Annotated in this window: 24 protein-coding genes and 1 pseudogene; 7 read left to right on the top strand and 18 right to left on the bottom strand. The window is 34.7% G+C overall.

Annotated features, from left to right (window positions below):
• The first annotated feature begins 1 nt into the window (after nucleotide 1).
• Nucleotides 2-1,204, top strand: a complete 1,203-nt coding sequence (locus ACYVEC_RS05685) for an alanyl-tRNA editing protein (protein ID WP_153039347.1) — start codon at nucleotides 2-4, stop codon at nucleotides 1,202-1,204.
• A 43-nt stretch (nucleotides 1,205-1,247) separates the two neighbouring features.
• Here ACYVEC_RS05685 and ACYVEC_RS05680 read toward each other — a convergent pair.
• Nucleotides 1,248-1,691 (bottom strand): annotated as a pseudogene (locus ACYVEC_RS05680) (NUDIX hydrolase).
• A 104-nt stretch (nucleotides 1,692-1,795) separates the two neighbouring features.
• Between ACYVEC_RS05680 and ACYVEC_RS05675 the strand changes: the two are divergent.
• A complete protein-coding gene (locus ACYVEC_RS05675) occupies nucleotides 1,796-2,377 on the top strand; it encodes a DUF6434 domain-containing protein (RefSeq protein WP_199677874.1) in 582 nt (193 codons plus the stop codon).
• A 7-nt stretch (nucleotides 2,378-2,384) separates the two neighbouring features.
• Here ACYVEC_RS05675 and ACYVEC_RS05670 read toward each other — a convergent pair whose 3' ends face one another.
• The 8 genes from ACYVEC_RS05670 to ACYVEC_RS05635 all read right to left on the bottom strand — a co-directional run bounded on the left by ACYVEC_RS05670 (nucleotide 2,385) and on the right by ACYVEC_RS05635 (nucleotide 10,431).
• Nucleotides 2,385-3,476, bottom strand: coding sequence for an acetyl-CoA C-acyltransferase (locus tag ACYVEC_RS05670; protein ID WP_460505876.1), 1,092 nt, complete (start codon nucleotides 3,474-3,476; stop codon nucleotides 2,385-2,387).
• Nucleotides 3,469-4,932 (bottom strand): acyl-CoA synthetase, encoded by a 1,464-nt coding sequence (locus ACYVEC_RS05665; protein WP_063221287.1) that lies wholly within the window; start codon nucleotides 4,930-4,932, stop codon nucleotides 3,469-3,471. The genes ACYVEC_RS05670 and ACYVEC_RS05665 overlap by 8 nt, the downstream gene beginning before the upstream one ends.
• Nucleotides 4,933-4,997: 65 nt before the next feature.
• Complete coding sequence (locus tag ACYVEC_RS05660) at nucleotides 4,998-5,573, bottom strand: biotin transporter BioY (RefSeq protein WP_063221288.1); 576 nt, start codon at nucleotides 5,571-5,573, stop codon at nucleotides 4,998-5,000.
• Between the two features lie 123 nt (nucleotides 5,574-5,696).
• Nucleotides 5,697-7,310, bottom strand: a complete 1,614-nt coding sequence (locus tag ACYVEC_RS05655) for a long-chain fatty acid--CoA ligase (RefSeq protein ID WP_075312231.1) — start codon at nucleotides 7,308-7,310, stop codon at nucleotides 5,697-5,699.
• A gap of 136 nt (nucleotides 7,311-7,446) precedes the next feature.
• Nucleotides 7,447-8,097 (bottom strand): ABC-2 transporter permease, encoded by a 651-nt coding sequence (locus ACYVEC_RS05650; protein WP_063221290.1) that lies wholly within the window; start codon nucleotides 8,095-8,097, stop codon nucleotides 7,447-7,449.
• On the bottom strand, nucleotides 8,098-8,949 hold the full coding sequence (locus ACYVEC_RS05645; protein WP_098556943.1) for an ABC transporter ATP-binding protein: 852 nt from the start codon (nucleotides 8,947-8,949) through the stop codon (nucleotides 8,098-8,100).
• 46 nt (nucleotides 8,950-8,995) lie between these two features.
• Complete coding sequence (locus ACYVEC_RS05640; protein ID WP_063221292.1) at nucleotides 8,996-9,784, bottom strand: helix-turn-helix domain-containing protein; 789 nt, start codon at nucleotides 9,782-9,784, stop codon at nucleotides 8,996-8,998.
• 443 nt (nucleotides 9,785-10,227) lie between these two features.
• Nucleotides 10,228-10,431 (bottom strand): hypothetical protein, encoded by a 204-nt coding sequence (locus ACYVEC_RS05635; RefSeq protein WP_000810206.1) that lies wholly within the window; start codon nucleotides 10,429-10,431, stop codon nucleotides 10,228-10,230.
• 152 nt (nucleotides 10,432-10,583) lie between these two features.
• On the opposite strand from ACYVEC_RS05635, the gene ACYVEC_RS05630 reads away from it, so the two are divergent.
• Nucleotides 10,584-11,396 (top strand): GNAT family N-acetyltransferase, encoded by an 813-nt coding sequence (locus tag ACYVEC_RS05630; protein WP_063221294.1) that lies wholly within the window; start codon nucleotides 10,584-10,586, stop codon nucleotides 11,394-11,396.
• 171 nt (nucleotides 11,397-11,567) lie between these two features.
• Entirely contained in the window at nucleotides 11,568-11,780 is a 213-nt protein-coding gene (locus tag ACYVEC_RS05625) for a CsbD family protein (RefSeq protein ID WP_000160409.1), read from the top strand.
• Between the two features lie 212 nt (nucleotides 11,781-11,992).
• Here the strand turns inward: ACYVEC_RS05625 and ACYVEC_RS05620 are convergent, their stop codons facing one another.
• Nucleotides 11,993-13,471 (bottom strand): DUF4822 domain-containing protein, encoded by a 1,479-nt coding sequence (locus tag ACYVEC_RS05620; RefSeq protein ID WP_063221343.1) that lies wholly within the window; start codon nucleotides 13,469-13,471, stop codon nucleotides 11,993-11,995.
• 444 nt (nucleotides 13,472-13,915) lie between these two features.
• Between ACYVEC_RS05620 and ACYVEC_RS05615 the strand changes: the two genes are divergently transcribed.
• Nucleotides 13,916-14,344, top strand: a complete 429-nt coding sequence (locus ACYVEC_RS05615; protein ID WP_017560432.1) for a cytidine deaminase — start codon at nucleotides 13,916-13,918, stop codon at nucleotides 14,342-14,344.
• A 112-nt stretch (nucleotides 14,345-14,456) separates the two neighbouring features.
• Here ACYVEC_RS05615 and ACYVEC_RS05610 read toward each other — a convergent pair whose 3' ends face one another.
• The 3 genes from ACYVEC_RS05610 to ACYVEC_RS05600 are packed head-to-tail and all read right to left on the bottom strand — an operon-like array spanning nucleotide 14,457 to nucleotide 16,015.
• The gene (locus tag ACYVEC_RS05610; RefSeq protein ID WP_001983516.1) at nucleotides 14,457-14,708 is read right to left on the bottom strand and encodes a DUF2164 domain-containing protein; all 252 of its coding nucleotides are present in this window, start codon (nucleotides 14,706-14,708) and stop codon (nucleotides 14,457-14,459) included.
• A 17-nt stretch (nucleotides 14,709-14,725) separates the two neighbouring features.
• Entirely contained in the window at nucleotides 14,726-15,178 is a 453-nt protein-coding gene (locus tag ACYVEC_RS05605; protein ID WP_063221296.1) for a peptidoglycan recognition protein family protein, read from the bottom strand.
• Between the two features lie 15 nt (nucleotides 15,179-15,193).
• Nucleotides 15,194-16,015 (bottom strand): protein phosphatase 2C domain-containing protein, encoded by an 822-nt coding sequence (locus ACYVEC_RS05600; RefSeq protein ID WP_142332713.1) that lies wholly within the window; start codon nucleotides 16,013-16,015, stop codon nucleotides 15,194-15,196.
• A gap of 96 nt (nucleotides 16,016-16,111) precedes the next feature.
• Between ACYVEC_RS05600 and ACYVEC_RS05595 the strand changes: the two genes are divergently transcribed.
• The gene (locus ACYVEC_RS05595; protein WP_460505869.1) at nucleotides 16,112-16,951 is read left to right on the top strand and encodes a YitT family protein; all 840 of its coding nucleotides are present in this window, start codon (nucleotides 16,112-16,114) and stop codon (nucleotides 16,949-16,951) included.
• A 20-nt stretch (nucleotides 16,952-16,971) separates the two neighbouring features.
• Here the strand turns inward: ACYVEC_RS05595 and ACYVEC_RS05590 are convergent, their stop codons facing one another.
• The gene (locus ACYVEC_RS05590) at nucleotides 16,972-17,343 is read right to left on the bottom strand and encodes a VOC family protein (protein ID WP_063221298.1); all 372 of its coding nucleotides are present in this window, start codon (nucleotides 17,341-17,343) and stop codon (nucleotides 16,972-16,974) included.
• Nucleotides 17,344-17,579: 236 nt separating this feature from the next.
• Between ACYVEC_RS05590 and ACYVEC_RS05585 the strand changes: the two genes are divergently transcribed.
• Complete coding sequence (locus ACYVEC_RS05585; RefSeq protein ID WP_063221299.1) at nucleotides 17,580-19,106, top strand: BA3702 family sensor histidine kinase; 1,527 nt, start codon at nucleotides 17,580-17,582, stop codon at nucleotides 19,104-19,106.
• A 61-nt stretch (nucleotides 19,107-19,167) separates the two neighbouring features.
• On the opposite strand, the gene ACYVEC_RS05580 is transcribed toward ACYVEC_RS05585, so the two are convergent.
• The 4 genes from ACYVEC_RS05580 to ACYVEC_RS05565 all read right to left on the bottom strand — a co-directional run bounded on the left by ACYVEC_RS05580 (nucleotide 19,168) and on the right by ACYVEC_RS05565 (nucleotide 24,434).
• The gene (locus ACYVEC_RS05580) at nucleotides 19,168-19,779 is read right to left on the bottom strand and encodes an alpha/beta hydrolase (RefSeq protein ID WP_063221300.1); all 612 of its coding nucleotides are present in this window, start codon (nucleotides 19,777-19,779) and stop codon (nucleotides 19,168-19,170) included.
• Between the two features lie 24 nt (nucleotides 19,780-19,803).
• On the bottom strand, nucleotides 19,804-20,742 hold the full coding sequence (locus ACYVEC_RS05575) for a ring-cleaving dioxygenase (protein WP_063221301.1): 939 nt from the start codon (nucleotides 20,740-20,742) through the stop codon (nucleotides 19,804-19,806).
• A gap of 354 nt (nucleotides 20,743-21,096) precedes the next feature.
• A complete protein-coding gene (gene putP / locus ACYVEC_RS05570; protein ID WP_063221302.1) occupies nucleotides 21,097-22,575 on the bottom strand; it encodes a sodium/proline symporter PutP in 1,479 nt (492 codons plus the stop codon).
• A gap of 290 nt (nucleotides 22,576-22,865) precedes the next feature.
• Nucleotides 22,866-24,434, bottom strand: a complete 1,569-nt coding sequence (locus tag ACYVEC_RS05565) for an FMN-binding glutamate synthase family protein (RefSeq protein WP_063221303.1) — start codon at nucleotides 24,432-24,434, stop codon at nucleotides 22,866-22,868.
• Between the last annotated feature and the right edge of the window lie 51 nt (nucleotides 24,435-24,485).

The raw sequence follows: 24,485 nt of genomic DNA, 5'->3' as shown, positions 1-24,485 counted from the left end.
ATTGGAGCAAAAATTATATTACACTGACGCTTATAAGCAAGACTTTACTACAAAAGTTATAAAGCAAGATTATGATAAAGACGGTAACTTATACGTTATTTTAAACGAAACGGCATTTTATCCAACAGGTGGCGGGCAACCCCATGATACTGGAACTTTAAATGGCATTGCTGTACTTGGTGTTGAAGAAGTCGACGAAGAAATCCGCCACTTCATTGCAGAACAATTACATACAGAAGAAGTAGAAGGTAAAATTAATTGGGAGCGCCGTTTTGATCATATGCAACAACATGCGGCTCAGCACATTTTATCTGCTGCTTTTTGGGATTACTTTAACATACCTACGATTGGATTCCATCTTGGTAAAGAAACGGTAACAATTGATTTAGAAACAGAAAATTTACATGCAGAAACGGTTGAAAAAGCAGTACAAATTGCAAACAAAATTGTTTTTGAAAATCATCCAATTCTTATTAAATGGATGAACTTAGAAGAAGCGAAAACATTACCACTTCGCAAAGAACCGACTATGACAGAAAATATACGCGTTGTTATGATCGAAAACTTTGATTATAACGGCTGTGGTGGAACGCATCCGAAACGTACAGGTGAAGTAGGGCCTATTGAAGTACTAGGATGGGAACGTAATAAAGGCGGCATACGATTAACATTTATCGCTGGTTGGCGCACACTTAAATTAATGGGACAACAGCAACAAATTATGAAGGATGTTTCTAAACAATTAAACAGTAGCGAAGCTGATATTCCAGCAAAAGTAGCACAACTTCTTACTTCTCAAAAAGAAAATGAAAAAGCAATGCAAACAATGACTGAAAAATTATTATATGCAGAAGCAAATGAACTACTTCAACACCCTACAGAAATCCATGCTGGCATACTTATTTCTAAAGTATTTACAAATCGTTCTATGCAAGAAATCGCAAAGCTTTCTGCTATTATTACAGAACAACAAGAGCACGCCATTACATATTTCGTCATTGAAAATGATGACAAACTACAATGCATCCTCGCTTGCGGAAAAACGGTCACGCTCGATATGAATGCACTTTTAAAAGAGGCACTTCCTACAATTGAAGGAAAAGGTGGTGGAAATAAAAAGAGTGCTCGTGGCGGCGGGAAAGCGATTATGACTGGGGATGAGTTTTTAAATCAACTTGTTTATTCTTTACAGTCAGCGGTGTAAAACATGTTATGAAGGATAGCTAATGGCTATCCTTCCGTTATATTTACAGGCCTATATTTCGTTTCAACCCTTGATAACTGCCTGCATTTGAAAAACCTTCACTTATGAGAGTGATAAAAGTTTTCGAAAAACCATACTAACTTAAATCTTTAATCGGCACCATTTGCACATCATGAATTGGATTATGATCAAACTCATTAGAAGGTAGCATAATTTCACCTTCAATCCTTTCAAGCAAAAACGTAATATGTAATAAAGACGGGAGAGCATTTGGTTTATCACAAACATATAATAGCTTCTTAACCTTAACTTCTAACCCTGTTTCTTCTCTCATTTCTCGAATCATTGCTTCTTCTAACGTTTCACCATTCTCTACCCTCCCCCCCGGTAAAGACCAATTCCGATTAGCAACTTTTTGCTTTACTAGCAATACTTTTTCATCTTCAATTAAAATTCCAGTAACACGAACTTGCATTACATTTTCCATATCCAATCTCCTCTTCCTATTAAATTTACAAATAAATCCTTCCACAAAAAGAACGTATGTTTTATAATTAAAGAAAATTATGGAAGAAAGAAGTTGTTACATTCATGCGTCCACCTTTAACAAAGTCTGTATCACTTGAAGATTTCCAAAGCTATTATTGGTTAAAAGCAGAACTCCAAACATTTTGTCGTGAGAATGGTTTACCAGCTAGTGGCTCTAAGATTGAAATAACCGAGCGTATCTCACATTATTTACATACTGGTAAAATATCGAAAAACAACTCTGGTCCAAAAGCGAGTAAAACTTCTCTCTCTTATAAAGACCTTTCTCTTCAAACTGTTATTACTGAAAATCACCGCTGTAGCGAAGAGGTTCGGGCTTTTTTCAAAGAAAAAATTGGAGCAAACTTCCGATTTACAGTAGCTCTTCAAAAGTTTTTTAAAGAGAATGTTGGAAAAACATATGAAGACGCGATAACATTTTGGTATGAAGAAAACGAACGAAAAAAAGATCCTTCTTATAAAACAACGATCAGCGCGCAGTTTGAATACAATCGCTTTACTCGGGACTTTTTCGAAGATCCAAATAATAAAGGAAAATCAAATGCTGATGCTATCGCTGCTTGGAACGAAATAAAAGCAAAGCCTGGTAGCAATGTTTATGTTCCTCAAAAAGTAGAAAACTAGTTCCTTTCTAGTCTTCTACTTTCTCAAATAATAACGCAAGGCCTATCCCTCCCCCTATTCCTAACGTCGCGATTCCGTATTTCATACGCTCTCGTTTCGCCTGATAAAACAAGCGCGTTACAAGCATAGCCCCAGATGCACCGTATGGATGACCAAGCGCAATTGCACCACCATTTACATTTACTTTTTCGTACGGAATTTGTAACTCCTTTGCACAAGCTACAACTTTTGAAGCAAACGCTTCATTTATTTCAAAATAATCGATGTCTTCTACCTTTACATTCATTTCTTTTAACAATTTGTGCACTGCAAATATTGGACCAGTTCCCGGAAGGTTTGGATTCACTCCAACTACAGCACTACGAACGAAACGAAGAACTGGCTTGTATCCTAATTTTTTGGCTTGCCCCTCTTCCATGACAAGAACGGCACATGCCCCATCATTTACACCGCATGAATTACCTGCCGTTACTGTACCATTTTGTAAAAATGCGGGTTTTGTTCTTTTAATGATTCGTTCATAATTCATTTCTGGCTTTATAGATTCATCTAATAATCCATTAAAAGACAATATTTCATCATGTATATATCCTTTTTCTAACGCTTGCAGTGTTCGTTTATAACTAAGGCAAGCGTACTCGTCTTGCATTTCTTTCGGTATGTTATAACGTTCTGCAACATATTCAGCCGCTACTCCCATATTAGGATCACCAATTGTTTCAGGTGAAAATCGCGCTCTATTTTGAAAAGGTGATGTACTTGTACTCTCTACTCCTCCTGCAATATAACAATTACCTGCCTCACCTTGAATAAGATGACATGCAGTGCGAATGGCTTCCAATCCAGCACCACATTGCCGATCAATCGTTACACCAGGAATATGATAGCCAAGTCCCGCTTCTAAAGCAGATAATCTTGCAACATTACCTCCTGGTCCAACAACGTTCCCTAATATAACATCGTCTATTTCCTTCTCAATTCCTTTACCTAGAAATGAAAGCAGTGGTGCGGCTAATTGCTGAACTTCATAGTCTTTCAACATCCCATTAATCTTACCAATAGGTGTTCTTTTCGCTTCTACAATAACCGCCCTATTCATGTATTTTCTCCCGGTTTCCAATCATACTTTTTGCTGCAACACGAGCAACTTTCCCGCTATTTGTATACGGTATTTCATCTGTAAAATGCCATTCTTTCGGTATTTTAAACGAAGATAATCGTTGTAAGCAAAAACTCTTTAATTGTTGCTTCGTAGCACTTCCTTTTACGATGGCGACAGGTTTTTCACCCCAGTAACTATCTTTCACACCAATTACAACTATTTCATCTACAGCTGGATGTTCATGTAATACACTTTCTATTTCTTCTGGGAAAATATTAATTCCTCCAAATAAAATCATATTCTTCTCTCTACCGACAATATAAATAAATCCTTCTTCATCTTCATAACCTACATCTCGCACTGTCATCCAGCCATCTGCAGTCAACTCTGAAACTAAAACCTTATCCAATATGTATCCCATAAAAAACTGATCACTTTTCACATAAACAGTTCCTATCTCGCATTTCTGCACTTCTTCTCCTGCTTCATTACATATTCGCACTTGCACATTGTGGCAAGGTTTCCCTACTGAATTTGGCCTTCTATTACTCTCTTCATCAACTAGTGCTGTTACAAAGCTTAATTCCGATGCACCGTAAAATTCGTATTTTTGCGCATTAGGGAATATACTCTTTATTTTTTCTTTCGCTTCAGCTTCCCATTTCGCTCCTGACGAAATAATTTTCATTTCATTTTCTATTACTCTATTTTCTTTATATAAAGATTCAAGCATTGTAGGAACTGTATACATGACCGAAATATGTTCCGTTTCTAACTTATCCAGTACTTGATTTGGAATAAACTTTCTCATAATGTGCACCGTTTGTCCTACATATAATGCACTTATTGCACCGTATAAAAAAAGAGAATGAACGAGCGTCCCAGCTATTAAAATAGAATCTTCTTTTTTCATATGAAAGTCATGTATATTACAATCGAAACTATGAACCCACGACTGTTGTGCACGTAAAAATGCTTTTGCTTTCCCAGTCGATCCTGATGTAAATCCCATATAAAAAGGAGCATTTTGTACATTTTCTATAGGGAAATATGTAGGAAGATATTTCTCAATCATCCTTTTCCACTCATCAATTTCAATTACTCTTCCTTCTTCACCAGGTAGATCATTTAACTTATATCTCTCTGTCACAATCATATCCGGATTACTAATTGCAATTCTTTCTTTGAGCTCATCTTGTTTCCACTTTATATCTAGTGGCACACAAACCCATCCGGCCATAGCAGCACCAGCGAATAGTTGTAAAAACTCTATACGATTTTCTAATACAATTGCTATCGTTTTATTCTTCGATTCTTTTTCATTCAACCAGTTTGCTACTTTATACACTGACTCAAACCATTCTTTATATGTTAAAACTCGATCACATTCCTTTATCGCTATTTTATTCGGTTGTAAAGAAGCATGCTTTTTATATTCTTTTGTAATCCCCATTTGAGACGTCCTTTCTTTCCAAAATAATAAAAAGAAACACGCAATGAACGTGTTTCTTCTTTTTCTTATCCCGCATTTGTATATTTCCCGCCCTTTAGAGCAGGCGTAATAATATGTTTCAATGAACGGTGTAATTTTGTTACAAGAACTGCTGCAATAATTGCTTTTATACAATCCCCTGGTAAAAACACAGCACTCACTTTCATCGTCTCCCATACGGAAACACCCATTAAGAAAGCTTGTACAGTAATACCAAATACATAAACTACGAAAATACCACCAATTATATTAATGCATAATACTTTTATAATAGAAACTTCACGTAAACGCTCAATTAAATAACCAATGACAAACGCTCCAACGATATAACCAAGTAAGTATCCTGCACTTGGCCCAACGAATACACCTGGACCACCTCGTCCACCAGCAAGTAATGGTGCTCCAACTCCTACAATAAGTAAGAAAATAAGCTGACTTAATGCACCAAGACGTGATCCTAACAGTCCACCAGCAAGCATAACACCAAGTGATTGTAATGTAATTGGAACTGGTGTGATAGAAAGAGCAATTGGGGGTATTAACCCTAATACTCCCATAATAGAACTAAATAAAGCGACGAAAACTAAGTTTTTTGTATTCATATTTGCTTCTCCTATTTGTAAACTTAAAATGATTTTTAGATAACATATTATAGGAGTTATATTATCTTTCTACCCATCCTTTGTCAACTTATTTTTATAATCAGTTTACAAATATAAATTCAATTATTTCTCTTCATGCAAATGCTCAAGTTCTTTCCGAAGCGCTTGTTTTAAAAACTTCCCAACAGATGTTTTCGGTATTTCTTCCATAAATACAATATCGTCTGGTAACCACCACTTCGCAAACTGTGGTTTTAAAAACTCATATATTTCTTCTTTTGTTACTGCACTATTTTTCTTTTGAACAACGCAAGCAACCGGTCGCTCTTGCCACTGCGGATGAGGTACAGCAACGACAGCCGCTTCAAATATAGCATCATGTGCCATTAAAGCATTTTCAAGGTCAACTGAGGAAATCCATTCTCCACCGCTTTTAATAACATCTTTCGTACGGTCAACAATTTTCACGCAGCCTTCCTCATCAACCGTAACGACATCTCCTGTATATAACCAGCCATCACGAAAACCTTCAACAGTACGCTCATCGTTATAATAACTTTCAGCGATCCATGGCGCTCGTAAACATAGTTCTCCCATCTCCGTACCATCCCACTTTACTTCACCATTTGTACCGACTACTTTCATCTCTACACCAGGTACAAGATATCCTTGTTTTGATCGGATTTCTAGTTGCTCTTCATACGATAATTCCGTTTCATAACTTTTTAAACGTGCAAGTGTTACAAGTGGACTTGTTTCCGTCATCCCATATGCATGAATGAAAGGAACATTATGTTTCTGCTCAAATGCTTTAATAACGCTTTTCGGTGCAGCTGCACCTCCGCATAATATTCTCGTCATACTAGATAAATCGTAACTATTATTTTCTAATTCTTGTAATACACCAAGCCAAATTGTCGGCACACCGGCAGCTAACGTCACTTTTTCTGATTGGATCATTTCTAATAAAATTTTAGGCGTAAACATTGGTCCTGGCAGAACTTGTTTTGACCCAAACCAAGTAGCTGCGAAAGGAAGTCCCCAAGCGTTCACATGGAACATCGGTACAATCGCCATTGCCGCATCACTTTCCGATAAGGCAGCTGTATCCGCTAAACCAAGTGCCATACAATGCAAAACAGTACTACGATGCGTATATACAACACCTTTTGGATTTCCTGTAGTCGCTGACGTATAACACATACCAGCAGGTGTATTTTCATCAATATCTTTTACAAATTGGAAATTTGGATCGCCTTCTTCTAATAGCTTTTCATAATGATATACAGGCTGAAGTATAGTTTTTGGAAGTTCATCTTTATCTGTCATAATAATGTAGGCTTGTACAGTTGATAATTGTGATTGAATTTTTTCAACGAGTGGTACGAGATCTTCATCGATAAGTAGAATTCGATCTTCTGCATGCTGAATAATGTATGAAATATGTTGAGGAGATAAACGAATATTAATTGTGTGTAAAACGGAAGCAATACCAGGAATAGCAAAATACGCTTCCACATGTCGATGATGATTCCACGCTAACGTTCCTATACGCTCGCCTTCTTTAATCCCTAATTTTTTCAACGCACTGGAAAGCCTTCTCGTCCTTTCACCTAACTGCTTATACGTTAACGTCGTAACTGTATCATGTGTCCGTGAAACAATTTCTTTCTTTGAAAACAGTTTTTCTGCTCTTTCCATCATAGAACTAATTGTTAGCGGTACATTCATCATCATATTGGTTATATCCCCCTTTAAAGCGTTTTCATTTTTTGTTTATTATAACAGACTTCTACAAATAATTACGACATTTTTCTGTATTTTCTGAATTATTTCTTTGGAAATAATTCAGAAAATACTAAGAGAAGATATACTAAAATTCCTTCTTACGATATATAAATACCGAAATAACAAAAGAAAAGATATATATGATAACACCAAATATCGTATATAAAATTGAAACGTATAAAGATGAATTTAAATTTGATATTGGAAATTGTTCTATTAGATAGCCAATTACACTTTGTAATCCAAAATAAGTAACAAGTCCCCCACATGCGCCTCCAATTGTAATGGCATCAGATTTTTCTGCTCCAAAAACATAGAGGAGTGGATAGGCTATTGCTCCGGCATTAAGAATGATGAAAGTCCCTAAAGAAACACTCTTAAATATACCATCATCAATTGGTGTATTTGAAACTAAACCATGTACATAAAATATGCCATATGATAATAAAGTACCAATAATTACAACTGAAAAATAGAAAAAGTAGTGACTTTGCACAATATTACTTCTAGTAACAGGTAAAGTAAGTACATATTTTTCATAACCTGACTTACTCTCATATTTAATAACTTCAAGTGCAGGAATCGCAGCAAATAAGATAATGAACGTAGCAATTAAACGGTACATTGAAGCATCACCAAAATAAAAAACGAATCCGGCTCCCAATATCGCTATTCCCATGAACATAAAGAAAGTTCGATACACTAGATAATAGTTCGTCAATAATAAACCTCTCATTTATTTTTCACTCCTCGTTAATAAGACACTCATTTCTTCTATCGAGATGGTTCTATGAGCAATACCACTTGGTAATTTATGCACATCTGATACGAGTACATTGAAATAAGAACCATGGTCTCTCTTTGCCACAACTATATCTTTATTGATTAAAGCTAGTTGTTCCACATCAACATCTACAATAGCGTAACTGTCTAAAACCTTATCTTTTTCTTCGTTCAATAAAATTTCTCCATCTTTTATAATGATAAGGTGGCTAGCTACTTTTTCTACATCACTCATAATATGAGAAGAAAGTAATATACCACCGTTACTTTTACTCACAAAACTTTTTAATTCCTCTAACACGCCCTCCCTAGATGAAGGATCCAGACCTCCCGTCGCCTCATCTAGGATTAATAATCTGGCATTATGCGACAGTGCAACAGCTATAGTTAGTTTCATTGACATCCCACGCGAGAATTTACCTACTTTCTCATTAGTAGGTAAAGAGAAAGTATTTACTAATCTATAAAAATTATCTTGGTCCCAAGATTCAAACATCTTTTCAAAAACCTTATTTAATTGCTTTATTGTAAGATGAGCCGGTAGATTCATAGCATCAAATACGACTCCTATCTTTTCCTTAATCTTGGCATCTTTATTTATATTTTCTTCACCAAATATTTTTACTGTACCACTATCTTTAGAAATTAATTCTAGTACTGTTTTAAAGGTTGTTGATTTCCCTGCCCCATTGTCACCAATAAATCCAACAATTGACCCCGACGGCACATTGAAGGAAACATCTCTTAAAACAACTTTGTTTCCAAATGATTTACTTAAATTTTCAATTTCTAGAAGATTTGACATCATTACACTCCTATCTTAACTTTTCATAAAAATATGTTTTCTCCTATTAAAAATTATCCACTTTTTCTCTCACTTTCTTTTTCAGTTTAAAAATAAAACGATTACTATATTCTTTATTTTCTACTAAAATTCGATACACCTCTAATACTCCTAACACACGAATAAAAAGATAAACTCCGATAGCAATAAGTACAACGCAGTACGGATAATACTGCACTAATTCTCCTGAAGTGATATGCTTTTTCTCAAACAAAAACGGTATTGCACCTGCGGCTATAAAACAAAATCCAACAATCATTACTGCCGCATACTTCTTCTTAATAGTCGCATATCTTTTTGTCAATTCTTTTAGAAAGTTTTGATCAAATAGTAGTTCTTCCTTCGTCAATACATTGTATCGACTCTCTTCTATCGTTACAGGTACCATCATCGCTCCAATTCCAAGGACAGCAATGATAATAACAAGAAATGTCGACATTGTTGCATTTTCTTTAAATAATAAATACGGTATTGTAGATAAAATGAGCAAACTAAATCCTAGCGCTATATATTTAGAAATTTTTTGTCCATACACTACATACCCTTCTGCCATTTCCTTACTTACGTAATATCCATCTACATTTTCATTACTTTGCTCAGCAGTTTCTTTTAATAAATAGTCGAGTGATACTTCAAATACATTTCCAATCATTATTAACTTTTCAGTTTCAGGAAAACCTTGACCATTTTCCCATTTACTAACCGCTTGCCTCGTTGTGTTTAATTTCTCCGCTAACGCTTCTTGAGAAAGACCCTTTTCCTTTCTTAATTTAAAAAGCTTTTCACCAAATCCCATATGTGTGTCCCCCTTTGTTTTCTTAATTAAATTGTATGTTAACATTACCCTTATCTCTATCTTCCTGCGGTTGCACTTTGTCAACTTACGGTTGCGATTGTGTTATATAGCGGTTTTGTATACGATTTAGCTATTTTCCTTATATGATTTTGACGTTAATAAAACAAACTCTCCTAATACCCAATTATAACAATTATAGGTAATTACTGTTATAAGAAACCAAAAAACTCCCTTATTCATTTAAAGGAGTTTTTAATATGAAGCATTCCAAGAGGAGCTGTTTTTTCTTCCTCCTATTGCCTCACAATTTCTTCTATATATTTTTATGTGTTATATAACGAACTATGTACAGCATATGTTTTCATCTCTTTATCTGAGGCCTACTCATATATATGTAAAATATTACTCTTATTAACTCCCCTAATAAAACTACTTCTCAATAATCATAACGGCTTCTGCTTAAACTTTTCATAATGTCGTACTTTTAATAAAAGGATATTCCCGCAATCTGTACAAATATAAGCATCTACTGGTGAAGATGTGAACATCGTCTCCTTTTTCCGTATTTGTGCATAACCGACAAACTCACCTTCTCCTATGTTATGAGAACCACAATTAGAGCATGTCTGCACGTCTTTCTGTTTCATGAGAGCACCACCTTTAATCTGTTTCTACTCCCTTCGACAATCCACTTCCATTTCCCTTCCAAAAAACCTCTAATTCTCTTACATTTCAACAGGAATCTTAGAACATAAAGCGTATATGTACTATAAGATATATTTAATGACGGGGGAATTTTATGAGTACTATTGTGACACTTAATACAGCAAGTGAAATTGAAAACGCAGAAATACATATGCTTTCTTCTAGATTAGCGCTACTACAAGCAATAAGCGGAAATCCAATGCAAGTACAAATGAAAAAGTTCGGGAGTGCCACTGCCTTTTCATCAAAAATAATTGCTGGTCCTGCTTTTAATACAGTAAAAGGCGTTACCTTTACAAATACAGATGAGATAGATGCGATTATCTCTTATTATCAATCACTACAAATTCCTTGCCGTTTTGAAATTACACCAGCGCAAGGTACAGCTGAACTATTTCAATACTTATCTGAAAAAGGATTTTACCAATCTAGCTTCCATACCGCTTTATATAGTAAACCGAAAGAAGATCCATCTCTTCTTCCTTCTAACATTTCAGTACGCAAGCTAAAAGAAAATGAGTTTGATATTTTTGCAGATATATATGTACGTGGTTTTAACATGCCATCCTTTACAAAAGATGGCGTGCGCCAAAATAACAAAATTCTTTACAATAAACTAGGATGGCATTTTTTCATAGCTGAAGTTCAAAATACTCCTGCTAGTATAGGAGTTCTCTATATAAATAACGGTGTTGCCTCATTAGCCGCTTCTGCTACTTTGCCAGAATTTCAGCGTAAAGGCTGTCATACTGCATTAATTCAAAAACGAATTGAGACAGCTATTGAATCCAATTGTCATTTAATAGTTGGACAAGCAAGGTTCGGTAGCGGCAGCCAAAATAATATGGAACGTGCCCATATGAAAATCGCTTATACGAAATCAATATGGACTGCAAAAAACATATAATTAACATTCTTTCTCTTTTTATTACACTTTTATACATTTTATTACAATTTATTTTTTACCCTATTAATCATTTGAATATTCAAACTAGATTTGTTACGCTATTACTAAATACATCATTCAACTTGCAATATGAAAAGAAAATTCTAATCAAACTACAAGGAGGAGAAATGTATGACTAAACATGATCATGGTTTAAAAGAAAAAGTAGAAGGTGCCATCGATAAAGTAAAAGGTGAAGTAAAAGAAGTTGTCGGGAAAGTAACTGACAATAAAAAATTACAAGCTGAAGGAAAATGGGATAAAGTGAAAGGCACTGCTAAAGATACTGTCGGTAATGTGAAAGAAAAAGTTCATGAATATAAAGAGCATAAAGAGAATAAATAAAAGAACGAAAATGTATGGTTGTGCAAGTAGTAAGTTACTAGATATTTGCATTTTATATTTACCCATAAAATCATTTTAAAACGACAAATAGATGCCTTCGGGCATCTATTTGTCTATAAACAACTATTTTAATTATATAATCACTCTGACTTTTCCTTACTAACATTTTCTAACACAATGCCTTTACTAGAGCTAAAAATTACTTTTACATCTTATTTTGTGAAATTTGGTTTTAGGTCTCCTGTATATGGTTCGTGCTCAACAAAGATTTTTATATCTTTTCCATTCGCATCTTTCCCCATTCTTGTATACGTAAATTTCTCTTTATTTAATTCTGTAAGTTCAAGAACTGCACCGTATTTATTATTTCCTAACGAAACGTGAGCTCTTATTTTATTACCATGTACAACATCAAAGAAACCATAGTCTCCACGACTTTCTCCTGTATTTACATTAAAAAACTCATATTTATTTGTACTTTTATCATATTTTGCTAGACTGATTAAGTTTGAATTGTATTTTGTTACATTATTGCCCTGTTCGTCTAATACCACCGTACCGTTCCATAGTGTACTAGATAATATTTTATCTCCATCAACATCCGTAACTATTTTACCCGTCGAGCTCTCTAAATTTTTATCAGGTCGCGTGAAAGATAGCTCTTTTTTATGATAAGGAACATGTTCAACAAATACTTCTACATCGTTCCCTTTTGCATCTTTCCCCATTCTTTTATATGTAAATTTCTCTTTATCTAATTGCGTTAATTCAACAACTGCTTGATAATTTTGCGTCTCAGAAATTAGTACTCTTTTCTTTCCATCGTTAGTTATAAAAAAGGTACCGCTATCATTACGACTCTCTCCTGTATTTGCATTAAAAAATTCATACCTTGCCGTTTTAGCATCATACTTTGCAAGCCCAATGAAATTTTGATTTTCTTTCGTTAAATCATTATGATCTTTGTCATAGACTTTTGTCCCTTGCCAATTTGTTTCACCAAGTATGCTAGCTAATAGTTGCCCTTTCGTTTGTTGAGTTTGCTCAGTTTCTTGTATTGCATTGTATAAAAATTGTGCATACTGTTCACGCGTCACATCCATATTTGGAGCAAAATTCCCTCCGCCTACTCCTTTTGCAATATTATTTGTTTGAACAGCACTAATTGCATTGCTTGCCCATGAGTTCGTTGAAACGTCATTAAAAGTGTGATCACTCTTTGCCTTTAAATGAAAAGCATTTGTAAGAACCTGTGCCATTTCTGCACGTGTTAAGGATGCCTTCGGTCTAAAGTTCCCATGCTCGTCACCCTTAAAAACGCCCATTTCTGTTAAAGACAAGATTTCCTTTTTATAGCTTGTCGAATCTTCGCTTACGTCCCCATATGGGTTCTCATAATTTTTGTCTTCTGCCAGATTAAAATAACGATACAGTAAAGCTGCAACTTGTTCGCGTGTTACGTTATCTCCAAAACCAAATCTCCCATCATCATAGCCAAAAATGATTTTCTCATCTGTTAATTGACGAATCGCCTCATATGCCCAGTGCCCCTGTGGAACATCTTTGAATACACCAGTATGATTCGTTTGTAGTGTAGTCGCTTCTGCTTTCACTTCTCCACCTTTTTCAGTTAATAGAACTCCACCTAAAACTGCTGATATGATACATGTTTTTAAAATTGTTTTATTCATATCTTTCCAATACCTTCCTTCACTTAACAAAAAATCACACCATTTCTCTTCCAAAAGAAGATTCTATGTGAGCAATTCATGTTTTAAATTTTGATTATAGCTAATTGGATACAAAGTGTTACACCTCCAAAGTTCTTTTTCATAGTATCCATAGCTGCTATATATAGGAATTATAAATAGCAACTATAAATTGCCCATAAATAAATTATTAAAAAAAGATAAAATTAAGATAATATATTTTTAATCTCAATCTAAAAAACGTTATTCCTTCTCATCTAGCTTGTTAAGAAAGAATAACGTTTTTTTTAATTCTAGCGTTCTTTTTGGAAAAAAGATGGTTTGAAATTAAATGTTCATTCCATTTTTTTGTTTATATTATTATGATAAAAGAAAGAATATTTCGAAATAACAAACCTGAATTTGGGCAGAAATGAGGAAAAGAAATTGAATATTGAGCAACAATTATATGATGTGGTGAAACAGTTAATTGAACAAAGATATCCAAACGATTGGGGTGGAGCCGCAGCGATTCGTGTAGAAGATGGAACAATTTATACAAGTGTTGCTCCGGACGTAATAAATGCTTCAACAGAACTTTGTATGGAAACAGGTGCAATTTTAGAAGCTCATAAATTTCAAAAGAAAGTTACACATTCTATTTGTCTTGCAAGAGAAAATGAGCATTCTGAATTAAAGGTACTCTCACCTTGTGGTGTATGCCAAGAACGTTTATTTTACTGGGGACCAGAAGTACAGTGTGCGATTACAAATGCTAAACAAGATATTATTTTTAAACCTTTAAAAGAGTTGCAACCATATCATTGGACAGAAGCATATCATGATGAAATGGCAAAAGAATGGAGTACGAGATAGGGGAATAAGTTTCATTATTTTCCTGCTGACAATGAAAAAATTTCACGGCCTTTTCCAAATAAAACATCGGAAAAAGCCGTGAAATAACACTTATTTTATAATTGACGGAAGTTTACTTCCCTTCACTCTTCTCTAACACATACAAATCTTCTTCAATATTAGATAGTTTCTCTGTTACAAGCTTTCTAGCATCTCCAATTGCTTGATTGTATGCAAAAGGTCCTACTAATTTAATCATTTCTTCTATTAAACGTTCTGCTTGAAAACGCCCAATTTCATCTAAATCTTCTTCAACAAAAAATTGCTGTATTTGTGCTACAAGCTCTTCTTTTTTATCATTTGGTATTTTTATATTCATCATCATTTATTACTCCTCTATATTTAAGATAGTAAGTTTCTTAACTCTACCATAGAAAAGCGATTTCCAGGACAAGTTTTTGTAACACCTTCTAGCTCCCTATGACCAAGTACATTTCCTTTCTCTATAGAAAACTGCTTCATAAACATTTTACATAAAGAATATAATGCATTCATTTGTGCGGTAGTTGGATCATATTTATCAAAATTACCCGTCATACATATTCCAATTGTATCTCTATTATGATCTTTCGCATGCGCTCCAATATGTAAACCTCGCCCTTCGACTACAGTTCCATCTTCTTCAATAAAATAATTGTAACCGATCCCGCTCCATCCTCTTACTTTTTGATGAAATTCATGTGTTTGATACACATCCCATCCATCTTCGGATGTATGGTGGATAATTAGTTTATTTACTTTTTCTAAAGGAACTAATTCGTCTTTAAATGCTAGATTTGCACATTTAATTTCCATATGAATTGCCTCCTCTTAAAAATCAATCATTATTATTGTTTTATCATCTGGTCTTATTCTCTTTTCCCCTTCTAGCTCTTCGATAATTGCTACATATTCACTTATACTATTCTTTCTTATATATGCAACAGTTTGTTCGAGTGGCCAATCTGGGTGAAATAATCCGTCTGAACAAATAAAAATCCTGCTCACTTCATCTATATGTAATTCACCATGCTGTAAATAATGTATCGCTTCTTTCATTCCATTTGCAACGGAATACCCGCCCTGCATATTTGCAAGATAACGATTATATTTTAACTGTTCTCGCACATCTTGAAAAACATATTCTTCTGGTACAGATAACCCTTTTTTACGATCTTCTTCTCTCTTCTTTTTTGCTCGTTTACTAATCCCTTCAACTGTGTCTTTCGTTAATACTTGCATCGTTCCATTTTGAAGTATTGCGACAATCATACAGTCCCCTAATTGTGCGTATTCAATTTTCTCACCATCTATTTTAACTGCCGCAATACATGTACACCATAAATGCTCTTTTTTTCTCGTATCTACTTTATATTCTAACATTTTGCTTTGCAATGCTTCATTTGCTTTGGCAACTGCAACTTGTAAACTATGATTTTCACGTAATGAAGCAAAATAACTTGCAAATAAATGTGAAGCGATGTATGCTCCATTATGTCCTTTTTCATCACGAAACGGGACAAGTGGTGTTGCACCATCACATACACCATAAATCTTATTTTCTTCATTACAAAAGTAAGAATCCTCACATTCTTGCTTCAACGGGCTTTTTTGTTGATATGTTTTTATCTTCACAACTGTATCCCCTTTCAAACGATAAAATATCCAAATTATTTTGATTAATCTTTTTTTCCGAAATAAACTGTTTTTACCCAAAACTTTCAATATCATATATAATCTTGAAATAATATGAATTTTTTAGTGAAGGACGGGAAAGAGATGGTCAGATTTCTTGGTGTTATTATTGGTTCTATTATTATTGCGATTGCCTTTAATCTTTTCCTTATCCCCCACAAAATTTTAAGTAGTGGAATTGGCGGAATTGCTATTATTTTAGGGATTGTAACTCCTGTAAACACAGGTATTATTAACTTTGTATTAAACTTACCTATCCTTATTTTAGGGTACATAGGTCTTGGAAAAAAAGTAATTTTCAACACAATTGTCTCTGTTATTGTATTATCTGTTGCATTATACTACGTTCCCGTGAAAGTCGTAGCAACAGATCCACTTTTATCATCTATCTTTGGTGGTGTCATTGCCGGAGCTGGTATCGGTCTTGTTTTTAACTGTAATGGATCAACTGGTGGTTTCGATATTATCGGTATGTTATTATCTCGCAAAAGAGACATTAAACTTGGCGGATTCCTTATTATTTTAAATACAGTTGTTGTAATAATTGCAGGATTTTTCTTCACTTGGGATGTTGCTCTTACAAGCTTACTTTCCATTTATGTGACTGGTAAAGTCATCGATGCTATTCATACGAAACATCGAAAGGTTACACTTATGATTGTAACAAATGAAGCAGAAAAAATGAAAAAACAACTTCTTTCAACTGTTGTACGTGGAATTACATTACTTGATGGCGAGGGTGCTTATTCCAGCGAAAAAAAACGTGTACTTATGACAGTCGTTTCTCGTGAAGAATTAGCAAGCATGAAATTAACAATTTCTGAAATTGATCCTCATGCATTCGTTAACATTACCGAAACGGTTGAAGTATTAGGATTGTTTAGAAAAGGTTAAAAAACTAGGTGAATTTCCACCTAGTTTTTATTTTCCATAAATTCAATTCGATTTCCGAACGGATCTGACACGTAAAATCTAGTTACATCTGGTCGTGCATGATCATCTATTACTTCAATACCTTGCTTTATTAACTCTTGTTTAAATTCATCAATTTTTAAAACATAAAAAGCTGGGTGCGCCTTTTTAGCTGGATTAAAGTTTTGCTCAACTCCGATATGAATCTCTTGATTTCCACACTTAAACCAGCACCCACCACGCTTCTTTAATTCCTCTGGTTTCGGGATTTCCTCCATACCAATTTTATTACCATAAAATTCTCGTGCTTCTTCTTCACACCCTACAGGCGCAGCTACTTGCACATGATCAATCCCTTGAATATAATTTTTCATTCTCTCTCCCCCTCCTCTATCCTAATTTTATAAGGAAAACCTAATCCTGTAACTTACAAAAGGTTTATAAAACAATATAAGCTCCCCTTATTACCACCCTACATTCACTTTGTAAAAAATAAAAAAAACAAAATTAATTCTATAACTTCCATTTTTTATAGCAATACACATTACATCTATATTATAGTTATTAATAGACAACTCTTTTTAGATGCTATTTGTACGGAGGAAATAATATGAGTCGGAAAAAATATTCATCTACTCAAAAAAAACGTCATTCAAATATTTCAGGACGTTTGCGAAACCATATACAAGATCGTTCTTTAGCAGAAATGTACGCATCTCTGTTCGAACATAATCCTGATAGTATTATTTCATTAAATTTAGAGGGAATGATTATACACACTAATCCTTCTGCCGAAAGAATACTAGGTTACACTTCTTTAGAATTAGAGCGAAAAAACATTACCTCTATTCTAGAAGCACATATTTCTGAGCAAGTATTACAATATATAAAACAAACTAAAGCCGACAATCAACAAGAGTATATCGTATCTATTTATCACAAAGACGGATATTTATTAGATGTCGTAACAAAATTAGTTCCTATTTTTTCAAGAAAACGTCTAACAGGCGTGTATGCCATTATGAAGCCTCTTGAAAAATCAGAAAGAATTGAGAAAATGCTTAAAGAGAGTGAACAGAGATTGCGTACATTAGTGAACTCCATGCCTGCGTTTGTTATATTTAAGGATCATGAAGGGCGCTGGCTTGAGGCAAATGACTACGCACTTTCTTGCTTCAATTTCCATCATGTACCTTACCACGGGAAAAAAGATAGCGAACTCATTCAATATAATGAAGCGTACCGAGAAGCTTTTTTACATTGTGAAGAAGTCGATGAACTAGCATGGCAACAAAGACAAATTCTTCATGGTGAGGAATTTATTATACATAGAGATGATTTCGATCTAATCTTAAGTATATCGAAAGTTCCGCTTTATCATCCTGATGGTTCTCGCAAAGGTCTTATCGTGATGGGAAGAGATGTTACTGAGTTAAAAGAAACTGAAAAGTTATTACGAAAATCTGAAAAGCTCGCAGTAGTCGGACAACTGACAGCTGGAATTGCCCATGAAATTAGAAATCCACTTACTTCTCTAAAAGGTTTTCTTACATTGCTACTCCCTGAAATAAATGAGGAGCAGAAATGGTATATCGATGTTATGTTAAGTGAAATTTCACAAATGGAATCTATCACAAGTCAATTTATGGCGATGTCCAAACCACAAGTATTATCTATTCAAACGTGCAACATACAAACTTTAATTGAAGAAGTAGTTACATTTATTTTACCAACTGCTATTATGCATAGCGTTCATATCATTATGGACCATTTCGATTACGTATATGATATTCAATGTGATGGTAACCAATTAAAACAAGTTTTTATAAACATATTAAAAAATGCGATAGAAGCGATGCCAAATGGCGGAAATATTTTCATCCAAACAAAACCATTAGAGGATACTTTCATCTTAATACGGATTATCGATGAAGGTTGCGGCATTCCAGAAGATCGTATCTCCCGTCTAGGCGAACCTTTTTATAGTTTAAAAGAAAAAGGTACAGGGCTAGGATTAATGATGTGTTACAAAATAATTGAAGAACATCATGGTAAATTACACATTTCAAGTGAATTAAATAAAGGTACGATCGTTGATATTCAGCTACCACTTTCTTCATCTCACCTTACAATCTAGTCTTAAAAAATAAAAGAAGCATCTGCTAACGAATAGCAGATGCTTCTTTTATTTTTTGTACTTATAGAACTGTTTTCTCATACCACTCTTTTGCTTTTTCTACTTCACCCATCGTTAATTGATGTCCTCTATTTTCCCAGTGCATTGTTACGTTTGCATTTGCACTTTCTAATAACGTCTTCAGTTCCTCTGACTCAGCAGGTGAACAAATCGGGTCATTTGTCCCCGCCGCAATAAACACGGATTTCTCAGCTAAATTAGGTAATTGTGTTCCTCTTCTAGGCACCATTGGGTGATGAAGCACAGCACCTTTTAACGCATTTTCATAATGGAATAATAAGCTTGCCGCAATGTTTGCTCCATTTGAATAACCGATAGCAACAATGTTATTTCTATCAAATTCATATGTTTTTGCAGCTTCATTTAAAAATTCATTTAATTCCTTCGTACGGAAAATAAGATCCTCTTCATCAAAAATACCTTCTGCTAATCGGCGGAAGAAACGCGGCATCCCATTCTCTAACACATTTCCACGGACACTTAATACCGAAGCTTCCGGGTCAATTATTTCTGCAAGTGGTAATAAATCTAATTCATTACCACCTGTACCATGAAGTAATAACAACACTGGTTTTGAAGTATCTTTCCCTTTTTGAAAAACATGTTTCATCATAATCCTTTTCCCCTTTCAATCACTTCAATCTAAATTTCTCACTTCAAATGGTAAAAGTGTTTGTTCAATCTGTTTTCTATGTTGTTCATATTGCTCTGGTAACTTTAATTCCTCACCCATCGTCTCTAACGATTCGTCATGAGCAAAACCAGGAGGATCTGTCGCAATTTCAAATAAGATTTCGCCGTGTTCTCTAAAATAAATTGCGTTAAAATAATTTCGATCTTGTACAGGAGTTACGTGGTATCCAAAACGGGACACACGCTCTTTCCAGTCTAGCTGATCAGCATCGTCACTCGCTCTCCAAGCAATATGATGCACTGTACCAACGCCCATTTGGCCACGACCGATTGTTGATAATTTTAAATCAATTATATTTCCAATATCAGCAGAAGAACGGAATCGAACGAATTCCCCCTCTTCTCCAACTTTCTCAAGACCCATAACATGCTCTAACAGTTCAGCCGTTTTTTGAGGCTGTGCCGATAAAAGAACCGCACCGCCAAATCCTTTAATTGCTACTTCTGGCGTAACTTCTCCAAAAGTCCAATTATTTAATTCGCTCTCTTCTCTTTCTACTAATTCTATATGCAAACCATGTGGATCATCAAATTCTAAATACTGCTCTCCAAATCGAGTCATTTTCGTATACGAAACATCGAATTTTTCTAATCTATTTTCCCAAAACTCCATTGCCCCTTTTGGTACAACATAAGAAGTGATCCCTACTTGACCGTCACCAATAACTCCTTGACGAGCACCTGCCCATGGGAAAAACGTAATAATTGTTCCGGGCTTTCCTTCTTCATTACCAAAATAAAGATGGTACGTACCTGGATCATCAAAATTCACTGTTTGTTTCACTAAACGTAAACCTAATACACCAGCATAAAAATCTACATTTTCTTGTGGATGTCCTACAATTGCTGTAATGTGATGAATTCCCATTGTTTTCTTTTCCATTTCGTCCACTCCTTTTTTATTTTATTATAAAAATTGCTTTACATTAAAATTCATTATTCATTTTGTCCATACCGCAAAGTAAAATCCATCATGATGATTTTATCTCGAAATTGAGATATTGATTATAAAAACAAACATTATCATCTAACTTATCGAAATTATCTCGATTTCGAGATAATTTACCAAAAAAATATTTACTCACTCTATAATCATAATAAACCTTGATTTAGAATGTCATTTATCTCGAACTCAACACTTATTATAAGTTACTTACTTTTCTTTGTCAACAAGCTACTTATTTCATTTAAAATGAAAAGAGAGTAAACGCTATTCACCGATTACTCTCTTTTCAAATCATTTCGTTTCTTCTTCCAGTACTGCTTCCATCTCATTAAATTCACGATGAATTTCTTTAACTGGTTCTTTCGTTAATAAACTTACAATAATAACAGCTAATAAACTACAGAAGAATCCAGGTACCATTTCATACATAGTCGCTTTTAAACTTGGAATTTGTACCCAAGTAATAACAACTACTGCACCGATAATCATTCCGGCAAGAACGCCCCATTTGTTCGTTCTCTTCCAATATAAACTTAATAAAATTGCTGGTCCGAATGCTGATCCAAATCCTGCCCAAGCATATCCAACAAGCGTTAAAATTGTATCACTTGGATGATACGCTAAAACAACTGCAATCATCGCTACTACTAATACTGACAGCCTACCGATAAATACAAGTTCTTTATCACTTGCGTTACGACGGAAAAATGTTTTATAGAAATCTTCCGTTACAGCACTTGAAATAACAAGTAATTGTGAGGAAATACTACTCATAATCGAAGCTAAAATAGCTGATAGTAAAAACCCAGTAATGTACGGATGGAATAGAATATTTGAGAATGTTACAAAGACCATTTCCGGATCTTGTAATGTCGCATTATTTTTAGCGTAATAAGCAATACCAACTAGACCAGTAAGCATTGCACCTATAATTGAAATCGTCATCCAACCGATACCGATTCTACGAGAAGTTTTCAAATCTTTAATAGAGGTAATTGCCATAAAGCGGACAATAATATGTGGTTGACCGAAATACCCAAGACCCCATGCTAAAAATGAAATAATACCAAGTATTGTAGTCCCTTTAAACATATCTAAATGCGATGCATCAACTTGCTTAATTGTATTGAATGTTTCTGTTATACCACCGACATCTGTAAAAGCTACAATTGGAACTAATACAAGAGCAATAAACATAATACAACCTTGCACAAAGTCGGTCCAACTTACTGCTAAAAAGCCACCGAATAGTGTATAAGCAACAACGACACCCACAGTTACAAATAAACCAATTTTATAATCAAGGTTAAAAGAATTTTCAAACAAACGTCCACCTGAAACTAAACCAGCCGACGCATAAAATGTGAAAAATACTAAAATGACGATAGCGGAGACAAAACGAAGTATTTTCGTACGATCTTTAAAACGATTCTCTAAAAAATCCGGAATCGTAATTGAATCATTTGCCACTTCTGTATACGTTCGCAAACGCGGGGCCAAAATTAAATAGTTTGCATAAGCACCTATTAATAAACCTATCACAATCCATACACTTGATAATCCTGTTGCATACATCGCACCAGGTAATCCCATTAGCATCCAACCACTCATGTCAGAAGCACCAGCTGATAAAGCTGTAACTGCTGGACCGAGTCCCCTTCCGCCTAACATATAATCTGATAAATCGGATGTCTTCTTATAAGACCAATAACCGATATACAACATACCTGCCATATAAATAGCAAGCGAAACCATAATCTCAATCTTCACCAAATCTCTCCCTTAGTTACATAAGCCATTCAAAATTTCGAAAAATGACTTTTTCTATTTTCTTGTTTTCGCTTATGGTTCCCTACCTTAACAAACATTTTTTGTTCTTTCAAGTGAACAAGCACTTTTTACTACATGTAAAAACCTTTATAAACGCCTTTATCCCAGTGGATTACCCCGCTTTCAAAAATAATTAAAGTAAAAATATTCAGAAATATATACACCTATTTTATTAAACAAAAAAGCCATACAAATGTATGACTTTTAATCTATTAAACATAGCTTACCTTCTATTTACTAGTAGGAAACAATTCCGAAAGAGAAACTACCCGCCCCATCTCATCCTTAAACACAATATGTTCTCTAGTTAAATGACGCGGACTCTTTACTCCCGCTGCTGCTGCAAGTGAAAACAAACTATATCTCATACTAACAACATAATTCATTACCCGCCATTTCTTCTCATACGGATCTAGCGCTTTTTGATAGTGCGGATTCGTCGTGGCAACTCCAGATGGACATTGTCCGGAATTACATTGAAGCGCCATAATACAGCCACTTGCCATCATAAAACCACGCGCTGAATTTACAGCATCTGCACCAATAGCTAAAGCAATTGCCGCTTTATCTGGTGTAATTAATTTCCCCGAGGCAAACACTTTAAATTTGTCCCGAACACCATAATGATTCGCTGTATCAATACATGTCAGTAATGCTGGAATAAGCGGCATTCCCATACTATCTGCCATCGATTTATACGTTGCTCCTGATCCACCTTCTGAACCATCAATTGTAATGAAATCTGGATAAATATTTAACTCTTTCATCGTTTTGAATAAACCTTCCAACGGCTCCTGCTGTCCAATTACAATTTTCATTCCAACTGGTTTACCACCACTTTCTTGCAACTGTTGAATAAAATAAAGTGTATCTGCTGCATTATTTAAAAATGAAAATCGATTCGGTGAATTAATTGTCTCTCCCTCTCGTACATTTCGAACAGAAGCAATTTTCTCATTTACTTTTTGCCCCTCTAAATGACCACCACGTATTTTCGCACCTTGCCCAAATTTCAATTCGAATGCTTTAATATTACTTTCTTTCGCTTTCCCCATAAATTTCTCTATTGAAAAATTACCGTCCTCATCACGATATCCAAATAAACCCGGACCAATTTGTGCAATGATATTCGCACCCGTATGTAAATGTTCTGGAATAACACCACCTTCACCAGTATTAATCCATGAACCACCAGCCATTTTCGCTCCAAACCCACTCGCTAAAATATAATTTTCTCCAATCGAACCGTAAGAAGTTGCTGATGCTCCAAACATGCCATATAGTTTCCATGGATATTTACGATTTTCACCAACGATAATCGCATCGTCCTCTTCGTATAACCAAAGATTCGTTGTATCCGCTGTCAATTTTTCTCTCCGTGAAAATAACCCTTCTTTATGAATCACATACTTTTTCCCTTCACGTTCTTGCGTTACATTCACACTTAATTCCTCTGTTAATACCGGAAACAGCGTATTAGCAATATAATAACCAGATGCTTCAAAATCTCGTTTCGACCCAAAACCAAGTATTTCAGAGCGATACTTCGCTAAAAACATAACACTTTGAAAGTCGTAACGCGAAAAAGGTTTTCCATCCGTATCGTGATCAAACCAATATTGCCGGAATTCCGGCCCTATTTTTTCCAGTAAGTAGCGCATTCTTCCTAGGTATGGATGGAGTTTTAAAATAGAATGATGCGTCCGTTTTTTAATGAAAAATGTAATAATAAAAAAGATAATCAATAGTAGCATCAATAAGAGCAATATACTAATAATAACGAGTAGCGTTTCACTCATCCCGCTTCCTCCTATGAAATTCCATAATAAAAGGAGAACACTTCATGTGTT

Source organism: Bacillus sp. MN7755, from assembly GCF_054771475.1.
This window is presented reverse-complemented; position numbering and strand designations above follow the sequence as displayed.